This window comes from Microcoleus sp. B6-A1 (assembly GCF_036705085.1).
Taxonomy (GTDB): domain Bacteria; phylum Cyanobacteriota; class Cyanobacteriia; order Cyanobacteriales; family Microcoleaceae; genus Microcoleus.
The window spans coordinates 65,596-85,121 of the sequence record NZ_JAUBTU010000006.1; the positions used below are offsets into that span (position 1 = coordinate 65,596).

General features: G+C 42.8%; 12 protein-coding genes. 4 read left to right on the top strand and 8 right to left on the bottom strand.

What is annotated here, in order from left to right; all coding sequences use genetic code 11:
• Positions 1 to 353: 353 nt before the first annotated feature.
• Together QUB11_RS03500 and QUB11_RS03505 are read right to left on the bottom strand one after the other, a co-directional pair.
• Positions 354 to 2,711 carry a polysaccharide biosynthesis tyrosine autokinase gene (locus tag QUB11_RS03500; protein WP_333200334.1) on the bottom strand — a complete coding sequence of 786 codons (2,358 nt, stop codon included), beginning with the start codon at positions 2,709 to 2,711 and terminating at the stop codon, positions 354 to 356.
• Positions 2,712 to 3,751: 1,040 nt separating this feature from the next.
• On the bottom strand, positions 3,752 to 5,182 hold the full coding sequence (locus QUB11_RS03505) for an MFS transporter (RefSeq protein WP_333389777.1): 1,431 nt from the start codon (positions 5,180 to 5,182) through the stop codon (positions 3,752 to 3,754).
• 546 nt (positions 5,183 to 5,728) lie between these two features.
• Here QUB11_RS03505 and QUB11_RS03510 point away from each other — a divergent pair.
• From QUB11_RS03510 to QUB11_RS03525, 4 genes are all read left to right on the top strand, one after another.
• Positions 5,729 to 6,684, top strand: a protein-coding gene (locus tag QUB11_RS03510) for an IS630 family transposase (RefSeq protein ID WP_333389779.1) whose coding sequence is annotated in 2 segments (ribosomal slippage) — positions 5,729 to 6,068 and positions 6,068 to 6,684 — 957 coding nt in all. Because the reading frame shifts where the segments join, the coding sequence is not laid out codon by codon here.
• Positions 6,666 to 8,309 (top strand): Eco57I restriction-modification methylase domain-containing protein, encoded by a 1,644-nt coding sequence (locus tag QUB11_RS03515; RefSeq protein WP_333389781.1) that lies wholly within the window; start codon positions 6,666 to 6,668, stop codon positions 8,307 to 8,309. The genes QUB11_RS03510 and QUB11_RS03515 overlap by 19 nt, the downstream gene beginning before the upstream one ends.
• A 6-nt stretch (positions 8,310 to 8,315) precedes the next feature.
• The gene (locus tag QUB11_RS03520; protein WP_333389783.1) at positions 8,316 to 9,464 is read left to right on the top strand and encodes an ATP-binding protein; all 1,149 of its coding nucleotides are present in this window, start codon (positions 8,316 to 8,318) and stop codon (positions 9,462 to 9,464) included.
• Positions 9,465 to 9,468: 4 nt separating this feature from the next.
• A complete protein-coding gene (locus QUB11_RS03525) occupies positions 9,469 to 10,080 on the top strand; it encodes a DUF4276 family protein (protein ID WP_333389785.1) in 612 nt (203 codons plus the stop codon).
• Positions 10,081 to 10,505: 425 nt separating this feature from the next.
• On the opposite strand, the gene QUB11_RS03530 is transcribed toward QUB11_RS03525, so the two are convergent.
• The 6 genes from QUB11_RS03530 to QUB11_RS03555 are packed head-to-tail and all read right to left on the bottom strand — an operon-like array spanning position 10,506 to position 19,115.
• On the bottom strand, positions 10,506 to 11,204 hold the full coding sequence (locus QUB11_RS03530; protein ID WP_333389787.1) for a SprT family zinc-dependent metalloprotease: 699 nt from the start codon (positions 11,202 to 11,204) through the stop codon (positions 10,506 to 10,508).
• Positions 11,201 to 14,380 (bottom strand): HsdR family type I site-specific deoxyribonuclease, encoded by a 3,180-nt coding sequence (locus QUB11_RS03535; protein ID WP_333389789.1) that lies wholly within the window; start codon positions 14,378 to 14,380, stop codon positions 11,201 to 11,203. The genes QUB11_RS03530 and QUB11_RS03535 overlap by 4 nt, the downstream gene beginning before the upstream one ends.
• 18 nt (positions 14,381 to 14,398) lie before the next feature.
• Positions 14,399 to 15,091: a histidine phosphatase family protein gene (locus QUB11_RS03540; RefSeq protein WP_333389791.1), complete on the bottom strand. Its 693-nt coding sequence runs from the start codon at positions 15,089 to 15,091 to the stop codon at positions 14,399 to 14,401.
• A 46-nt stretch (positions 15,092 to 15,137) separates the two neighbouring features.
• Positions 15,138 to 16,517 carry a restriction endonuclease subunit S gene (locus QUB11_RS03545; protein ID WP_333389793.1) on the bottom strand — a complete coding sequence of 460 codons (1,380 nt, stop codon included), beginning with the start codon at positions 16,515 to 16,517 and terminating at the stop codon, positions 15,138 to 15,140.
• Positions 16,510 to 17,577 (bottom strand): hypothetical protein, encoded by a 1,068-nt coding sequence (locus QUB11_RS03550; RefSeq protein WP_333389795.1) that lies wholly within the window; start codon positions 17,575 to 17,577, stop codon positions 16,510 to 16,512. Before QUB11_RS03550 ends, QUB11_RS03545 begins: the two co-directional genes overlap by 8 nt.
• A complete protein-coding gene (locus tag QUB11_RS03555; RefSeq protein WP_333389797.1) occupies positions 17,577 to 19,115 on the bottom strand; it encodes a class I SAM-dependent DNA methyltransferase in 1,539 nt (512 codons plus the stop codon). The genes QUB11_RS03550 and QUB11_RS03555 overlap by 1 nt, the downstream gene beginning before the upstream one ends.
• Between the last annotated feature and the right edge of the window lie 411 nt (positions 19,116 to 19,526).

Consider the following 19,526-nt stretch of genomic DNA (forward strand, 5'->3'; position numbering starts at 1 on the left):
TAGATTTTAGATTTTAGATTTTAGACTTCGGCCTAAGAGGTTCGGCGAGCGCGAGCGTCAAGTCGCGCGAGCGTCGAACGATTTGAGATTTTCGATTTACTCCACAGACGAATCTGGGAGATTGAACAAGAGTCTAAAATTTTGGGAGTTCCATGACTCCTGTCGGAGGCTTGTATCCTTTTTTTGGGGGTCAGCTTTGGGAGCATCTCATATTTGTAAAAACACTTCTTCTTGCTCTTTCCTTCTGACTCTTTCCTCCTGGCTCCTGGCTCCTGGCTCCTATCTCCTGTCTCCTGTCTGCAATTTCTAGCTTGGGTGCTTTCATTGAGATGCTCCCTCAGCTTTGTTGGGTGTCACTCTTTTTTGGGAGCTAGTTTGCGGATACGAGACGGTGCTGGTGTCAAATTCAAATATTCATTTTTATCTTCAACAACTGATGATCTTGATGCTGGATACTTCTTGCGTTTAGGGGCATGATTCGCAACTGTGCCCAAGCATGGTATGCCAAAATTTTCTAATTGACTGAAAACTTTTTGGACTAAAGAAAAGGGAACCTGGCGAATTGCTACAACCATCAGTATGCCATCGGTGCGCGCCGCTAAAAAATTCGCATCTTTACTGTCCGCCAGCGGCGGCGTATCGTAGATAACTAAGTCAAATTTTGCCTGAAGTTCTTCCATTACATACTGCATCCCAGATGATGCCAGCCGTCTGGCAGTACCGGGAACAGGGAGACCAGCAGTTAATACAAAAAGATTATCTACTAGATGCGATCGCTGGATAATTTCATTTGGTTCGTTTTTATGGTCGAGCAAGTTGCTCAATCCCTTGACATTAGGCAGTTCCAACAGCAAGTGCAGGCTGGGCGAATGCAAATTCGCGTCTACTAACAGCACTCGCTGACCCGCCAGCGCGGCCACGTGAGCTAAGTTTAAAGCAACGGTAGATTTGCCTTCGCCAACTGTAGCCGAACCAATTGCCAAAGAGCTAATCGTTCGATTTGAAGAAAGAAAGCGGATATTAGTATAAAGAGAGTCAAAAGCTTCTATAAATTCCGCAGCATTTTTCTTATTACCCTCTTTTCCTTCCAGATAAGCATAGGCATTAGCAATAGAAGGCTGCAATTTTCTAGCATTTTTGTCAAGAGGAATTGCTCCCAATAAAGGCGCTTCAACCCCATCTTTAACGTCATCAGCACAGTAGAAAATATTGCGGAACTTTTCAATGAGGATAGCAGCTCCCAGACCCAAAACTAGCGCCCCAACAACTGCCATCACCAATTTGTTTTTAGCTTTCGTGGCAACTGGAATCATGTTGCCCTTAGGATCTCGCGGTATCCGTGGTTCAGAAATTATTTCCCAAGGTACTTGGCTTTGAGCTGCTTGGACGCGCAGAGTTTCCCGCTGGCTTAAAAGTTGATCGCGGGTGCGGGCGGCTACTTCTAATTGCTGTTGCAGTTCGTTGTAGCGGCGGGCTATGGTGGGGAATTCTGTTGCTTGTCGGTTTAAATTGTTTTTAGTTTGGCTGATAGCCTGACGGCGAGCTTCTAAGACTTCAACTTGGTTAGCAGTATCAACCAATTGTTTAATCAAGCCTATGCGAATAGAATTTTGAAAATTCTGAACTTTAGAATTGGCTTGGGTGCCTACTAAATTTTGCCCCAAAATTCGATCAGTTTGCTGGTTGAGCAAAGCTACTAAATTTGCCCGCTTGCGCTCTAAAGCTTCCACTATAGGGTTAGCTGATTTAAAACGAGCTGTTTCTACAGCAATCTGACCTTCTACTTCCTTAACCTTGGTCAACAACTCTTTATATTGAGGTTCTTCGCTTAAAGCTGAAGCGGCAATAGCTTCATTTGGTGTAAAATCTAATTGTTTTTGCAAGTTAGCGTACAGCGTTTTCTGTTCTTGCAGTAGCCTTTGAGTTTCTAACTCTAAAGTTTCTACGGTACGAACTTGCTGGATTAATTGCGCGCCTTGTTCTTGAGGATTGGTAATCTTTTGCTTCTCCTGTATCACCTGTAACTCCGATTTCAGGCTGTTTACGCGCTTATTGAGTCCCGGAAGCTGGTCTTCAATAAATTTTACACCTTCACCAATGCGAGTCTTGCGTTCATCAAGACTGTACTTTAAATATTTCTTTTTAGTTTCTTGTAAAACGAACTCAACTAATTTAGGATCAGCCCCCATGAAGCGAACTTCCAAAATTTTAGTCAGCGTCATCTGATTTTCTCCCAGCCGCAAAACGACTAATCCTTTTTGAAGAATTTCCTCGGTAACTTCTGGATATCGTTTTTGGACTTGTTTAACAATAGCCGACAGCATCTGAGGACTCTGGAGAATTTGAAGTTGAGTTGCGTAGTCCAAACTAAAAAAATCTCGATTAGGCACTGCCCCCCCCTCGGCGCGATTGGCGAGGGCAGAGGGATCAGCAATTCTGGCCTCCGTTGTCACGGGTTCCACTAGCAGCCGAAAATCGCCTTGATATGTTTTCTTGCCTCCCTTGATCTGATAATAAGCTGCACCACCTACTAGACATATAATCCCAATAATGATTAGGGCTTGTCGCTGAAAAGTCCTCAACAACGGCTTTAGATTCAATCCTTTCTGAGGCTGCGCGCTTAACTCTTCTCCCTCGTCAACGGAAAATTGCTGCACCTGTCGGCTCTGGTTGCTAATGGGTACGATATGAGCGTCCTGTTCTCTTTCCATGTTGACCTCTTGGATATTTTGTGGGTAAAATCAGCTTTCTTCTGCGAGCCTTCGGGTTGATACTTTGAGCATTGGCTTAAGGATATCACACGAAATTATTGGTTGGTCGAGCCCACTTCCTTCTAATAGTTCTCACTACTTTCACATAGTATACAAAAATAACTAAATCCCTATGCTATGCCAGCGCCAAAAGTTCTTTTACAACTGCTGGAGAGTTATATAAGACTGCTTTTGGGGCCTGCTGCCTTGTGCTTGTATGTGGGGTTTCCGGGCGGCGAAGCAAAGTTTTTCAGGTGTCGCTCAGCTTCGCGACAGGGGGTTCAATAACTTTACCAAACTTTTACAATTGACCGGAACACCTCAGCCGCGGCTGGGGCTGGTATTGGTTTGCCCTCTATGCCATTTTTCGGTTCGCAGTCCACGGCAGAAGCACTTGTTAACTTACACGCTAACTGACCGGCTAAAAAGTTTTGCATTTCCCATGTAGATATAATTAGCCACATTCAGCAGATTTTTTGTAACGGCAACTAATCGAATCAATTTCCGATAAAAATCTGTTTCTTCTTTTAATTATAAACTTTTTGAGGAGCTGGATGACTGATTAAGTATATAGACTTAACTAACCGTGCAAATTATATCACCAACTCATCTCTATAGTGCGTTACCGACATAAAATTTAATGATTTGTGTTCTCAAGCTCGATCGACATCTCGAACAACTCAAGCCTTCGCGGTTTTTCTACCGAGGCGGATGGCGCTGGGCGATTTATGTATTTTCATAAAAAAACTAGGTTTATGGGTTCCGGGGCTATTACTAAAACTATCGCTTTTATTCGCGCTCCGAGCAAGCTATAGCAATCCTTTCGGTAAACGCGCAACGGACTTTTTTTGAATTAACCGATGCAATAAGAAGATGACACATTGTTAAATACAAAAAGAGTTTGCACAAGATGGGAGGATTGCTATTGATCTCGCTCGGATCAGCTATTGGTAGTGGTTATTTTTAGATTTGACTAATTACCAACTACTCCTTATTAAGGCTTACTGATTTTGTGCTTTTCTTTCTCGCAGCTTCAACAATATTTCTGCATGAACTTCGCGGGTTATGGGATAAAAGTATGTAAGAATCATGCCAGCAATTAAAGCAATTGTGGGCAGAGGTCCGATCGCAACTCGAATCGCAAACAGTGCAGACTCTGGCTGTACGGGTGCAGGCTGTCCCGGAACTGTAGATAGAAATCCAGCTCCTTCTAATGCTTGGCCTACCAACCACAAACCCCCTGCCAATCCGATTTTTTGCAGCAGTACCATAAACGAATAGAAAACGCCTTCGCGTCTTTCTCCTGTTTGCAGTTCGTCGAGTTCGATCACATCCGGTATCATCGACCAAGGTATTAGATAAGCCGTGGAAACTCCGATACCTGCCATGACTGCTAATAAGTACATCTGCAATACTTGTCCTGGTTGGAGGAAAAACAGTCCAGCTTGGGCAATAATCCACAAACTCATGCCCATAAAATATACGGCTTTTTTGCCGTATCTCTCGCTGACTTTACTCCAAACAAATAGCATGATTAATGCAGTGCCTTGAACTGCGATCGCCACCAAGCTAAAAACGTACTGCGGCTGTTGCATCCAGTTAACAACAAAGTAGGGAATAATAGTAGCAGTCAACTGCACTCCCAGCCAAGAAAAAAGATAAATTCCAATGACGTACAAAAAAGGGCGATTGCTAAATGCAATCTGCAACTGTTCTTTCAGTGGCAAGGATGTAGAATTATCGAGTTCGGCGTTTTCTAATAGTTGGGCTGCGACGTGCTTGCGAGTTCCCAAAACGCACCAGTACAAAGGCAAGACAGAGATAACTGCACAGATTGCACCTAATACTAAATATTGTTGATTCGGGTCCTTTTCAAATACACGAAAGATAATTAGGGCTAAGATTAATGAAAGGATGCTGCCGCCAATGGAGAAAGCAAATCGAAAACTATTAAGGCTAGTGCGTTCGTTGTAGTCTTGAGTAAGTTCTGGAGTCAGGGCAGTGTAGGGAAGATTGACAGCCGTGTAGGCGGTGTTGAACAAAATGCTGATCGCAACATAGTACCAAAATAACACTGTGTGATCAGTGCTAGGTACAATCCACTGCAATAAGAAGAATATGCCGAAGGGAATGCCACCATATATTATCCAAGGATATCGGCGGCCCCAAGGATGAGAAGTGCGATCGCTCAAAACCCCCACAATCGGGTCATTTATGGCATCCCAAACCTTGCCAACTACCAAAATATTGCTGGCTAAGCCGGCAGGTAAACCAGCGACATTGGTAAAGAAAATTAAAAGGTAAAATGCCAAAACATTAGCGGTAATTGCCGGGCCGAGGTCGCCGGCACCGTAAGCTAATTTTGTTGAGAAACTGAGTTTTTGTGTGGCGGGATTGTTGGCGGCTGGTTGAGGCGGGGAAGTGTTGCTCATAAACTTTGATTTCGAGATTTTTTGACAGTCACAGTCTTTCCAGTAGGAGTATAACTCACGCTACGCCCTAATACTAAGTTTTTTGTAGCGATCGGGATTATTCTGAATAATTGGTAATTGATAATTGGTAATTGATAGATTTGTAGGGGCGGGTTCACCAACAATAATCGCCCCAAAAAAAACAATTTCAAAAACCCGCCCCCACCCAACAAACAAGCCAAATGTACGTTTAGATTTACGGTGGGGTGGCGGCGGGTTTATATGAATTGTCGGTCATTGTTATGTATGGTTTGTGAACCCGCCCCTACAACGTTTTGGTAATTCGAGCGATATCAATATATAGCCTTTCTCTGAAAGATGAGGTATCATGTTACTGACACTCACTCGTGAGGGTCAAACAGAGAAAATCAGCTCAAATGAACTCTAATTATATGGTTGAGTAAAGCCACGCGAAAGCGATACCACACATCATAACATTTTTTTGAAAGCACGATCTGCTTGACTCACAACACGTTTACTTGTACCAAACATCATACATTGTTAAAAATGAAAGCTTACTCGATTGATTTTCGGCAAAAAATCCTAGATACTTATCATACTGAACCCATCTCACAAAAAGCAATAGCTAAGCGTTTTTCTGTGGCTCTAAGTTTTGTACAAAAATTGCTTAAACAATATCGTGAAACAAAAAACATTACTCCGAAAACTGACAGATGTGGAGTCAAGGGCAAACTGAATGCGGAGCAACTACTCATCTTGGCGGAATTGGTGGAAGCAAACAATGATGCGACTCTTGAAGAACTCCGTTATTTACTTTATGGGAAAATTGGATTTTCCGTTAGTAGAGCAACAATAGGAAGAATGATAAAACTCTTAGACATTACTGTCAAAAAAAAACTCTCTTCCCTTCAGGCAAAGGCACAGAGCGAGTTCAAATCCTGCGATGTGAGTTCTGGAAAACAATTAAAGAGATTAGTTTGAAAGACTTAATATTCATTGATGAATCCGGAGTTAATTTGGCAATGGTTAGGTTATATGCTCGGTCTTTAAGAGGTGAAAGGGCTAAGGGCTCAAAACCAACTAAACGTGGCAAAAATGTCTCCATAATTGGAGCAATGTCAGTCAATGAAATCTTAACATCGGTTAATTTAATAGGTGGAACTGATGCAATTACCTTTGAAGCTTTTATCATCAGAAAACTCGTACCAAAACTCTGGAAAGGTGCTTGTGTGGTGATGGATAATTGTCCTATTCACCTGGGAGAAGAAGTGAAAAAAGCGATCGAAAAAACCGGGGCAAAATTAATATACTTATCACCTTATTCACCAGATTTTTCACCAATTGAGAATCTGTGGTCAAAACTTAAAATCATTCTCCGTTCTATCAAGACTACTAATTATCAAGAGTTAGGAAAAGCCATCGAGTTTGCGTTCGGACAAGTTACATCGTCAAATATTTTTAACTGGTTTACACACTGCTGTTATTGTACCTCATCTTTCTGAGAAAGGCTATAGGTATCAAGTATGAAGAAGCACAGCTAACAGGCAAGCCTAAAAAACGTATTCTAAACATCAACGATATCCACACCCTAGAGCCGTTTCATTGGGGCTATCACTTTGACAAGGTGTTTGCTAGAGGTGGATTTGACGCAATTATTACCAACCCGCCCTGGGAAACATTTCAACCAAACGCAAAAGAATTCTTTACCCAATACAGCGACTTGGTTTCAAAGAAAAAGATGCATATCAAGGACTTTGAAGATGAATTAAAACGATTGCTTAATGATAAAGAAATTGAAACTGCATGGCTTGAATATCAAAGCAAGTTTACTCATCAACGTCAATACTTTAGATTTGCAGAGCAATACAATAATCAGGTTCCTGTTATTAATGGGAAACGGCATGGCAAAGATGTAAATCTATATAAACTTTTTCTGGAACAATGTTTAAACCTATTGCGTGATAAAGGCGAATGTGGAATCGTTATTCCAAGCGGAATATATAGTGATTTGGGCGCAAAAAAGTTGAGAGAAAGCTTATTTAATGAAACACAAATAACTGGTTTATTCTGCTTTGAGAATCGCAAAGAAATATTTGAAAGTGTACATCGTAGTTTCAAGTTCATTATTCTAACTTTTGAGAAAGGTGGTAGAACTGAGTCTTTTCCTACTCGTTTTATGCGTCATGATGTCTCTGAGTTATGCAATTTCCCTACTCCCGATGATATTCGACTAGATATACCACTCATTCGCAAACTTTCACCTGATTCATTGTCAATCATGGAATTTAAGAATGATATTGATGTTCAAATTGCTAAAAAAATGCTACATTATCCATTACTTGGTGAGAATATTAGTAACGCTTGGAATCTTGAGCTTCATAGAGAATTTAACATGACAGATGATGCTTTCCTTTTTCACAAAGATAGAGAACAAGGAATGTTACCTCTTTACGAAGGTAAAATGATTCATCAATTTACTCATCAATTTGCAGAACCACGTTATTGGGTTGATGAGAAAGAGGCAAGAAAATCTTTATTAGGTAAAAAGGAAACCGATAAAGGACAAAATTTAAATTATCAAGGTTATAGATTAGCTTATAGAGCGATCGCCAGCAGTACAAATGAACGAACATTAATTACCTCTACAATTCCAACCAACTCATTTGCTGGAAACTCGCTCAATCTTTCTTCATCACCTAAAGACATTAGCCAACTGCTAGTTATAAGTTCTTTTCTTAATAGCTTTTGTGTAGACTACTCAATACGGCAACAAGTATCAGCTAACATCAATATGTTTTACATCTACCAACTCCCAGTTCCTCGACTCCAAAAAGACGATCGCTGGTTTGAGGAAATCGTAGAACGTGCTGCTAAGCTAATTTGTACTACACCAGAATTTGATGAACTTGCTAAAGAAGTCGGACTAGGTTCACATAGGAACGGGGTAACTAATGAAGTCGAGAGAGGCAAGCTTAGAGCCGAACTTGACGGGATGATTGCCCATATTTACGGGCTAACTGAAGAGGAGTTTGCATATATCTTGACTACTTTTCCCATTGTTACAGAGCCAGTCAAACAAGCTGCTCTCAATGCTTATCGTGATGTTGAAAGAGGATTAATTAGGTAAATAGTTATGCTTAAATCAATTCGCATCAAAAACTTTAAAGCTATTCGCGATAGTAAAGTTATTCGTCTTACGCCCCTGACAGTTTTTATTGGCAATAACGGCTCTGGTAAAAGCAGTGTTATTGAAGCCTTAGAAACATATAAAAATATTGTCCAATCTGGTTTGCATGAAGCTATGCTTCCTTGGCGAGGGTTTGAACATATCAGAAATCAAACCGTTCGACGTACATCTAAAACCATAGTTAAATCCCATTCAACTATGTTTGATCTCTCTTGGCAGAAATATCGTGCCACTATGAGCATAAATAGCACATCTAATTTTAATGAAATTTTTATTCAAAAAGAGGAAATATTAACTTCTAAGAAAGACTCAGCAATACGTTCTGAAAATAGAACAATGGCTTATCATTTTGCAGATCCCAATAACAGTTTGCCAATTGAAATATCCCTATCAGATGATGTATCCATCATTTCTCCTTTTTGCGATAATCAATTACATATTAATTTGTATTCGGATATCAATAAATGGCAGTTTCTTAATTTTAATCCTAATAGAATGGGGCAGCCGATACCACAGAGACGATCGGGTGGGCAAATAAACTTAGAAAAAGATGGCTCTAATATTGCTGAATATCTTTTGGGTATTTATAAGCAAGATAAATCAGCTTTTAATGGGATTGTCGAGTCCTTGCAATATGTTTTACCTTATGCGCGTGATTTACAAGCAAACATTACATCTGAGTTAGAGCGTAATGTTTATCTACAACTAACAGAATCTAATTTTAAAATCCCTGGTTGGCTTTTTTCTACAGGAACACTTCGTGTATTAGCACTTTTAGCAGTATTGCGACATCCTACGCCTCCACCACTAATAGTTATTGAAGAAATTGAAAATGGACTCGACCCACGCACCATTCATCTAATTGTGGAAGAAATTCGTAATGTTGTTGAATCTGGTATATCCAAAGTCATTATTACTACTCATTCACCCTATCTGCTCGACCTATTGCAATTATCACATCTTGTTCTAGTTGAACGGGATAGCGATGGACAACCTATATTCACTCGCCCTGCTAATAAAGAAACTCTAAAAGCTTGGACTGAGAAATTTAGTCTTGGCAAACTTTATACAATGGGGCAGTTAAGTGGGAAATAAGACTATGAAAATAGGCATGATTACTGAGGGTGGCCCTCAAGGTTCAGACCTGAAAGTATGTGAAAGGTTTGCTCGTCAGCTTAATCCTAATATAGATATTCGGTCGATACCTCTAGGCAATAAGCGGGATTTAATTGATAACTGTGGCACTACGGCAAGTCTACTAATCGAACAAGGGTGTGATCTAGTTCTTATCATTTGGGATCTTTATCCAGCATGGCGTGAAAAAGGGCAGAGGCCTTGTCGCACACAAGATTGTGAAGAAATTCAAAGTTCTCTTCAAAATGCAAATGTAAAAGTGCCGCCCCATAATGTTTACCTTATATGTATTGAGGCAGAACTTGAAGAATGGCTTTTATACGATTTATCTGCACTATCATCTGTTTTATCAACTCCAACGCATCCTGTAAATATAAGAAAAAAACCGAAGGGAGAAACAAATCCAAAAAAGGTTTTGACGAAGCTATTTAAAGAAAATACTGGCAGAGTTTATAACAACCTTTATGATGCAGAGAAAATTGCAAATAAGATATCTAATTTTGACAAACTTAAAAAGTGTCCATCTTTTCTTCGTTTTTTTTCCAAAATTACGGAAAAAATCTGTGATTATCAATAAGTTGTTAAATGCAATGCCATCTCAGCAGTTCTAAGCGTGAATAATATGCCCCAACCACCCCTCCCTCAACCCCAAAGTGATCGCACCCCAATCAGGGGTAAAGCGCGGTGAACTGAGCAATCGTACAGAAACTTACGCTAAGGATTTGATTAGCCGTTTTGAATATTGCGATCGCCTCTTATAAACCTGTACCAAATAATCTATGCTTATCCAGTAAAACTTTCAGCCTTAATGTAAGTTTCTGTACGATTGCTCATTTACCCCCGTGTCTCGGCCCTATCACACAAAAAGCTCACAAAAATGTGGGAGAGCTAAGGGTGAAAGCGAAGGTTTGCCGAATGCAGTGTGAACTCATTGGCTTCTCAATGCTAGTTTTCTGACTTCGCTGCACCAATCTATAGATAGATGCCGTCGCCTGTGATTCGCTAAAGGTCATAATTTACTCCATTCTCCGCCAACCAGCGCTTACGTTCCTCGAAATCGGGCAAAATCCGCTTGACTCTATCCCAAAACGCATGATTATGGTGCGGCTCAACCAAATGCACCATTTCGTGAATCGCCAGATACTCAATCATCGATCGCGGTAGCATCGCCCCTCGCCAGTGAAAATATAAATCTCCCTTGCGCCCGCAGGAACCCCAGCGATAGCCTAAATCTCGCACTTGCACGGAACGGGGAGAAGCTTCGAGGCGATCGCCAAAAGCAGCAATTTGTGTATCTAAAATCGACGAAAGGCGATCACAATACCATCGAATAAAAGCTTCTCTCCCCTGCGCCAACGCTTCTCGCTGTAATTCAAAACGACTTTGATACAATCTCAAAGGTGGCTTTCCCTCCACGCCATCCACCAGTTTGAGGCTGTAGCTGCGTCCCAGATAGTAAAAGCCTTCCCCGGAAACGTATTCTTTAGCAGAGGTAGGAGGATTAAGAGATTCTTTCTTGATTAGTTTACTGTGAATCCACAAGCGCTTATCGTTGACGACTTTTTCTAATGTTTCCATTGGCACTTCTGGGGGAGTTGCCAAAATTAATTGACCGTCTCGTTCGACAGTAATGCCGATCGTGCGACGTTTGGCACTCTGGCGTAATTTAAAGGAAAGGTTGCCAAAGGTTAGTGTTGTCATAAGATTAGGCGAGATCGATTTTTACGGGCAAGTTGTACCAGTTTATCGGCTACTGATTCTAATTGTTCGTAATTGACTGCATCCTTATCATCTAAATACCCGGCTATCCACTTTCTTAAATCTTCTTGAACGACAGGTCTGTCCCAATTTACCCGTCGAAGTTCTTGCCTAATGTGGTTGACAATTTCGACGGTTAGTGCTGCAAGTTCGGTGAGGTTTTTGTCAGAATGTTCGCCTAAAATATTTAGAAATGGCAGTTGAGTTTTCGGGTCTAACCCGGTTTCATCGGTCTGGCGGCCTGTTTGGATTTCTTCGATATATTTCCGCAAAGCTTCTACTTTTTCTTGCCAGTTTTCGGCGAAAGCTTCGAGGATTCCTTGCAGTTTATCGCTCAAGTTTTTGTAATAAACTGGGTCTTCATCATAGTGGATATCAATGTGGTAACGGGCGGCAAATTCCATTTCGGCTGCTTGGGCTTTAATTGACCGATGCCGCTGGACGTGAGTTTTAAAATCCAGAGACATAATATCAATAGGCGGAACTTTTGGATCGATACCTTGGGATTCAATATATTGGTCAATTAACGCCCGCACTTTTTCTTTGGCGCTGACAATGTTTAGTTTTTCATCTCGATAAAGGTCAGCCACAGATTTTTTAATTAGACCCATTTTTTTTGCATCTTTGACAAAGTTATAAGGAGAACGGGCTTCGGTACGGGGTAAAATTGTGTCTAAGGTGTCGAGAAAGTCTTTAAGATAATTGTTGAACTCGACTCTGAGACGATCGTCCCTAAGCACGTCAACACAATCGTCTAAATCGTCTATCGTGCAACCGCTTTGGCTGAATAAATTAATGACTAGCTGGTGTTTATCTCGCAATTTTGGCAACTCTTCCCGAATATCAAACCAGGCGGCTTCTGTATCTACCTTTTCGTAAATTGCTAAAGCTTCTGCTAGATTCACGCCGTAATAATCTACAACTAAGCCATATTCTTTAGTATCATCATGAACGCGGTTAACGCGGGCAATAGCCTGTAATAGTTCATATTCTTTCATTCCTCGGTCTAAATATAAAACCTGTTCTAACGGCGCATCAAATCCAGTCAAGAGCATACTTTTAACAATTAAAACTGCTAAACTGTTTTTGGCTAAAGGATCTTTAAATTTGTCAATATTGATTGCTTGTTGACTCTTATCAGTCCACTTCTTCCAGTTGGGATCGTCATCTTTATCGGCAGAAATGACGGCGGCGAATTCTAGGCAGCGGATTGTTTCTAAATGTGGTAATGCTTGGGCGAAAAAGCGAGTTTCTGCATCCTCCAGGTTTTCTAGGGTTTCTGTGTCGAAACTTCGCAGGATGGGGGCGCGAGTTTCGAGTTCTTGCACCAGTTCTATTTGTGCTTCTAAAAATGCTTCTTGATAACGGACGGCTGCGAGGCGAGTTGAGGCGACAACTTGCGCTTTGAAACCTCCGGGAAGGATACGATCACAATAATGGCGCAGCATATTCTTAGCTTTGGCTTTAATCAGTTCTCGTGCTTCGCAAACTTGGGTTTTAGTCGCGTATTTAGTTTTAATTTGCGCCCGTTCTTCTGGGGTTTTATCCTGAAATACAATTTCAAATAGTTTATCTAGGTCATCGCCTTGGGTGACTGCACCTCTGGCTTCTAACCCTTCATAAAGAATCGGTAAAGTAACTTTATCTTCTTGAGATTGGCGGATATTGTATTGGTCGATAAAATCACCAAAAATTTGCTTGGTCGTTTTCTTGGCAGATTGGACGATCGGAGTACCAGTAAAACCAATTCGCGCACAATTGGGTAAGGCTGTCAAGAGGTTCGTGTGGAGAGTGCTGGCGTGCGATCGATGCGCTTCATCAATTAGCACTAATATATCTTCAGAAGAATTGAGATTTTTCGGCATAGGCTCAATTTTTTCTTCTTCTTCTGAGTCTTCACCTCCTTTGAATTTTTGAATCATTCCGAAGACTAAGCCAGCACCGGGTTGTTTGAGGTAGTTTTCTAGCTTTTTGACGTTTTTCGCTTTTTGTAAGGGTTCGCCTGTCAGAGCGGCTGTATCGGACAGTTGTTTTTCTAAGTCGGTGCGGTCAGTAACGACGACTATCTTGAAGCGGCGCAAGGCAGGGATGGTGCGGATTTTCCGTATCAAGTACACCATTGTCAGGCTTTTGCCGGAACCTTGGGTATGCCAGATGATTCCACCACGTTGGTCATCGGTGCCGTGTTGTGTGTGGCTTGGGTTGTGGAGGAGTCGCCTGATGGCTTCGTGGACTGCCCGATATTGTTGGTAACGGGGGGCGAGTTTAATCGTGCGTCTGTCGCTGGTTTTGAAGAGGGTAAAGTTTCGCAGGATGTCGAGGAGGTTGGCGGGTTGTAGCATCCCGGCGATAAGCATTTGGCGCGAATTGAGTTCAGTAACGCCGAGTTCTGCGGCTATTTCGGTTTGGGGGCAGGGAGTGGTGTCTTTCCACTCGACATAATGCTCGTAGTTCGCGCCGATGGTTCCTGCTGCTGCGCGTCCTCTAGAGGCGGCTATCATTAACTGGTTGTAGTGGAATAGCTTTTCTGCGCCTTCGGGTTGGCTGCTTCCCCGTTGGTTGGAATATTGCAACAAATCGCGGATTGCTTCGGTGATGGGGTTATCGAGGTTGGGGCTTTTGCACTCGATGACGACGAGGGGGATGCCGTTGACGAGTAGCACGATGTCCGGGACGATAAACCCCCCTTTGCCTGTTGCCCAAGGGGGGTCTACTCGGTATTGATTGATGGCTAGGAATTCGTTGCGGTAGGGATGCTCGAAGTCGATGAAGTGGACGGTTTGGTCTTTGCCGTCTTGTCCCTGAACAGTGGTGCCTTTGAGGAGTAATTTTGTAGCGGCTTGATTCGCTTCCATTAGTCTTTGTGCGCCCAGATGCTCTAATTGACTCACGGCGGCATTCACTTGGGTATCATCGAGCCAAGGATTGCCGTTATCATCTAGGTTGATGCGCTTGATGGCGGTTTTTAGACGATCGCCAATTAAGACTTGCTTGAAGTTCTCGCGATCGGTAATTTGGGGATTATCCCAACTGCCTTCGATATGCTGCCAACCCATGCTGATAAGTTGGTCGATGGTTGGCTTTTCAGCGTAAATATACTCTGGCGTTAGTTGGGGCATTTTTCCAGTAAAGGTAGGTTACGAGGGTTGATCGCCTGCGTCGCTCGCCACAGTTGCATCGGGTGCTACCGATTCTAGCTCTGGTGGCAGATGATTGGTAATGAAGGAACTCCAGTGAGGTATCCCACCGGAATCAAATTCCATCTGCAAAATTGACGCATTCGGTACTCGAAAGCCTCGCGAAAATCCCAAAAGCCGAGTCATGGCAACGGCATCAATTACCGTTGGGTTAGCCAAAATCTGCCACAGCATTGCTTTGATAAAAAATCCATGTGAAAAGACAACTACAAAACCGGATTGTTGTTGTAACTGGTTCAGGGTAGTTCGGACTCGTTCCATCAGTTGGATCAAGGATTCGGCGTTGGTTCCATCGACATATTCAGGGTCGCACCGGTCCCAGTAAGCTTTGCTCAAAGGTTTGCGAGCCTGGGTTGTGGTTGGTTGGTCGAACTGTTGGCCCAGATAGGTAAATTCCTGAACTTGCCAAACCTCCACGGGTGTATGTGGAAATTTTTCAATCAATGGTTGAGCAGTGAGTTGTGTTCTCAGATAAGGTGAAATCACAATCTTGTCTGGAATTTGTTTAACGGCGGTTGGAATACATTTTGATTGTCGATCGCCCAATTCACTTAAGGCGTTTTCATGCGGCCCCATAGTTGCCAAACCTGCATTTGATTGACTTTGACCATGACGAATAAGCCAGATAGACACGGTTTGATATTTCCTCTTATTTAATGGGTGAAAATCCCACGACTAGCTAAACTGTATCACTTGCAGGGGTGAATTTATCGGCCTCTTTGACCCGCACTTTTCCGGTTAACAAGTCGTGCATCAGTCCTTGTTTTTGGAGTTTTAGCTTTTCGCGATAGGCTTCTTCTGTGCGGATGCAAGTATTATACTTATCAAGTACGCTAGTGATTTGTTCCTGTTCTCCTAACGGTGGAAGCGGAATTAGCAAAGTGCGAACAATGTCTTGAGATATGTTAGTTTGTGACTCGGCCAACCCTGTTTTACGCCTAGATAAATAGTTTTGCGTTCCAGAACTTGAAAGTGCAGAAACTAGAAATTCTGGCTCAATATTTTCACCGGGAACTAGACGGTATAGTTTATCCGACAACATTAGTTTTCCTTGGGTATTATCTACCAAAGCGACTACTCCAACGCGAGAGTTGGGGCCAGCCCTTGTCATCAATACATCTCCTACCTTTACTTGATAATTGGGATCGGGCTGTAGATGACTTGGCAGACGTTTGTTTTCACAATCTTGGTATCCTTCCCAGACAACTGCTGTTGTTTTCAAAACTCCCCACTCGCCTATAGGCGTACTAATTGATTCACAATCAGGACTCCATCCCTGTTCAATTTTAACTATGCCTTCACCTACTGATGAGACTGACCAATTTTTCGGAATTTGTCCCAATGGTGAGTCTTTGAACTGTTCGGGGTGTGCGATCGCATCCCTCAATTCCCCATTCTCATGTAACCCCCGTGTCAGCAAGTCGTACAGCAGTCCAGCCTTCATCTGCTTGAGCTTGGCGATGAGAGAGGAGGTATGTGCGATCGTCTCGTCAACTGTGCTAATAATTTCAATAATGCCTTCTTGCTCAGGAATGGGCGGTACAAGGATGGGGATGCTAGCAATATCTTCACTAGAGACTCCCGACACTGCCACTTGTCTAATCAGAGGTAATCGAAGCCGAAAACCAATTTCACTGTTGAGGAAGTAATTCGCAAAAGCAGGACGTAATTGCTCTCTAGATAGCCTCACGCGAATGATTGATGACTCAAAGGTTACTGGTTCAGGAAGCTCAGGCACTAGCGAACAACGACCTGCTCCCTCTAGATTTAGCGATCGACGGGCAAAAACCAAATCACCAGGTTTTAGCTCGAAGCGTTCCAGTTCTGTAGGGTTAACCTCTACACGGGCAGCATCGGATATATCAATCTCTAAGCCTCTGAACATTTGGGACATATGAATCATCAAAATACCCCGACCGTAATATTGGGCAGATTTATATAAACCATTTCGAGCGGGAACAGCATAGAAATTACTCAGTCTTCCAACCTGCCAACCTGTCGGAATCTTCCCCAGAGGCGAATCCTTAAACTCCACAGTTTTAACAACAGTCTCACGCATACCCCAACCCACTCAAAAACTCACTCAACTGCTGACGCGCCGCATCCCGTTGCCCTTCAATATCCTGCAACGTCACCCGATACTTATCCCACCAATTCTCAACCGTCAAAATAACCTGCTGACGGTGAGCCGAGACATATCGCTCCAACTCAGCAATTAAGCCATCCTTGAAAATCGCCAACACCAACCCCTGACAATCCTCATCCGTCAACGCCGCACGTTTAGCCGACAAACGCTTCTCCACTTCTTTCTTCAGCGTCCTCAGTATCCCCTTAGCTTCATTCAATTGCTTTTTAATTTCCTTATAGGGTTCCAGTTGTTTCTCAATCTCGGCAATTTCCGCTTCCATCGGCTCAACCGTCGCCTCAAGTTCTGCGATTTTAGCCGCATTCAACAAGGGCGAATTCTTCTTTAAATCCTTAATTTCCTTCTTCGGCTCCTTAATCGAACCTTTCAGAGTCTTGAGCCTTGTCTCCAACTCCTTAGCAAAATTAACCGCCTCCGCCTCCTCATCGCTGGCTTCTCCCTCCTGGGCCTCTTCCCCCCCTTCAAACGCAACCTTAAGCTGCTCTAACTCAGCAATTCTCGCCTCAGCATCAGCAATTTCCTCCAGATAGTCCGGCATCAACCGCAGCACCAGCTTATGATTGAGCGGGTCGAATTTCGTCTGATTTTTCTGCGTCTCATCATCCTGTTCTAAAGCATCCCGAATCGTATCCACCCAACTATCAACCAACCCGCCAAAATCCGATTCCGAGAGCGTTCTGAGTTCATACTTTACTTCCTCCCACCAACTCGCCACCACTCCCGCCACCTTGAAGCGGTCAAGTAAACCTACAGGTTCCAGGCTATCAACAAACGAATGCAAAAACTCCCCTCGCAGTTCCATCACCTTCTTCGTTTTCGGCAACTCGCCCAAATCAGGTGCATGAAGTTGCCACCAAGCAGCAAAAACACTATAAAGCTTACCTTCTTGTTGTTGAACGCCAGCATCAGATTCAATAAAAGTTTTAATCTGCCCTCTTTCCGTAATAGAGGCAATAAAATCTAAATAATCCATTAACAATGCTCCACTAAAATTCTAGTTGGATCGAATCCATGCGCCTCTAACAAGGGACGCTTTGCCTCTACCTCAACTTTAGGAATTCCTCCCAATAAATGTGCTTTCACATCCTGCGGTTCTGGCGGTGGCGCATTGTCCGCATAGCGGCGAATATTGCAGTTATAATCATTGTCTGCTAATTCCTGCTTTGTGACCACTGCCGAATAACCCGGTAAAGCCTTAAAATTTTCAAACACCCAGGTAATTTTTTCAATATGTTCGGGGCGCAAATAATTCTGAGCGCGACCTGCATAAAATTCCGCATCAGCATTAATAAATAGTACCTGGTTTTTACGTGCCGCAGGTTTCGCATCTTTACTGCCACGCATCACTAAAATACAAGCAGGAATCCCCGTCCCATAAAATAAATTTGGCGGCAAACCAATTACCGCTTCTAAATGATCTTTGTTAATCAAACTCTCGCGAATTTTCTTCTCTTCACCCCCTCGAAACAGCACCCCATGAGGCATTACCGTTGCCATCAGCCCATTATCTTTTAGCACCGCCATCATGTGCTGAGCAAACATTAAATCTGCTTTTTTCCCCGTTTCTGGACAAAATCCATGCGTAAACCTTCCCTGAAATGCCATCCCTTCACGGCTATAGTTTTGGGAAAAAGGCGGATTGCTAATTACTCGGTCAAACCGCATGAGTTCCCCGCCTTCAATATGTAAGGGATTAAATAGCGTATCATCATTGTGAATATCCGCATCCCGAATCCCATGCAGCAGCATATTAATCTTACAAATTGCCCACACACCGCCGTTATTATCCTGCCCGTAAAGCGCTAAATTTCTGGCATCGCCGCCGCACTCTTCAACATATTGCTGTGCCAGAATTAATATACCTCCTGAACCACAACAAGGGTCATAAACAGACATCCCTGGTTGTGGTTTCATCAGCCTCACCATCAACTGCACCACTTCACGCGGCGTATAAAATTCGCCCCCTTTCTTCCCCGCAGAATCAGCAAAATCTTTAATCAAATACTCATAAGCTGCACCCAATAAATCGGGAAACACCAAATCTTCATTTCGTAATCGATACTTACTAAAATGTTGAATTAATTCGCGTAACTTAGTATCAGAAATCCGACTCTTTCCCACCTGACGATTAAAATTAATGTGACCTAATACTCCTGCTAAAGCTTGGTTTTTCTCTTCCAGAGAACCTAAAGCTTTATTTAATCCATCTGCTACTTTTTCATGTACTTCATCGCGAATATAAGCCCATCGCGCTTTTTCCGGTACAAAAAAAGCCTCTTGGTAACTCATGGGATTTTCCGCCCTCAGTTTCGCATCTTCTGGCGTGCGTCCCCGTGCCAGATTGTCTTGTAGAATTTGGTCATAACGTTGCTCAAACACATCGGAAGCGCGTTTGAGGAATAGCATCCCAAAAATATACTCTTTGAACTCCGAAGCATCCATATTGCCCCGCAGGATATCGGCGGCGGCAAACAGATGTCGTTCTAGTTGTGGCAGAGTTAGCTTACCCATGAAAAAATACTTAATATTAAGAAAAAAATATTCCTGATAAATGCGATCGCACCTAACTCACCAGCTTACTAGCTAGCCCTTGATGAATCCGATCTAACCAGACAGGAATTACAGACTCACCAGATTTTAAGGATGCGATCGCACTCTCCCAATCAAACTCTACCAGGTTAAGCGATCGCCATGAATGAATCCCAGCACAACATAAACCGCTCTAGCGGAACCGAATTTGTAAATTCCGGTTCCTTCCCCTTCGCCGTTGCCGCGTCATCGCCGCTACCTCAAAACTCAACCCCACAGACAAACAAAGTCAAACGCTGCCAACTCCTCGACTTGATGGCAGGCAAAAACAAGCTCTAATCAACGAATTACTGATCCAAGCCAGTAAAAACATCAAAACATAGAGTCAAGCAT

Excerpts from the sequence above, each read along its gene's own strand:
- QUB11_RS03525 (WP_333389785.1), top strand. The coding sequence starts at position 9,469 with ATGAAAATAGGCATGATTACTGAGGGTGGCCCTCAAGGTTCAGACCTG.
- QUB11_RS03520 (WP_333389783.1), top strand. The coding sequence starts at position 8,316 with ATGCTTAAATCAATTCGCATCAAAAACTTTAAAGCTATTCGCGATAGT.
- QUB11_RS03500 (WP_333200334.1), bottom strand. The coding sequence starts at position 2,711 with ATGGAAAGAGAACAGGACGCTCATATCGTACCCATTAGCAACCAGAGC.
- QUB11_RS03545 (WP_333389793.1), bottom strand. The coding sequence starts at position 16,517 with ATGCGTGAGACTGTTGTTAAAACTGTGGAGTTTAAGGATTCGCCTCTG.
- QUB11_RS03555 (WP_333389797.1), bottom strand. The coding sequence starts at position 19,115 with ATGGGTAAGCTAACTCTGCCACAACTAGAACGACATCTGTTTGCCGCC.
- QUB11_RS03550 (WP_333389795.1), bottom strand. The coding sequence starts at position 17,577 with ATGGATTATTTAGATTTTATTGCCTCTATTACGGAAAGAGGGCAGATT.
- QUB11_RS03505 (WP_333389777.1), bottom strand. The coding sequence starts at position 5,182 with ATGAGCAACACTTCCCCGCCTCAACCAGCCGCCAACAATCCCGCCACA.
- QUB11_RS03530 (WP_333389787.1), bottom strand. The coding sequence starts at position 11,204 with ATGACAACACTAACCTTTGGCAACCTTTCCTTTAAATTACGCCAGAGT.
- QUB11_RS03535 (WP_333389789.1), bottom strand. The coding sequence starts at position 14,380 with ATGCCCCAACTAACGCCAGAGTATATTTACGCTGAAAAGCCAACCATC.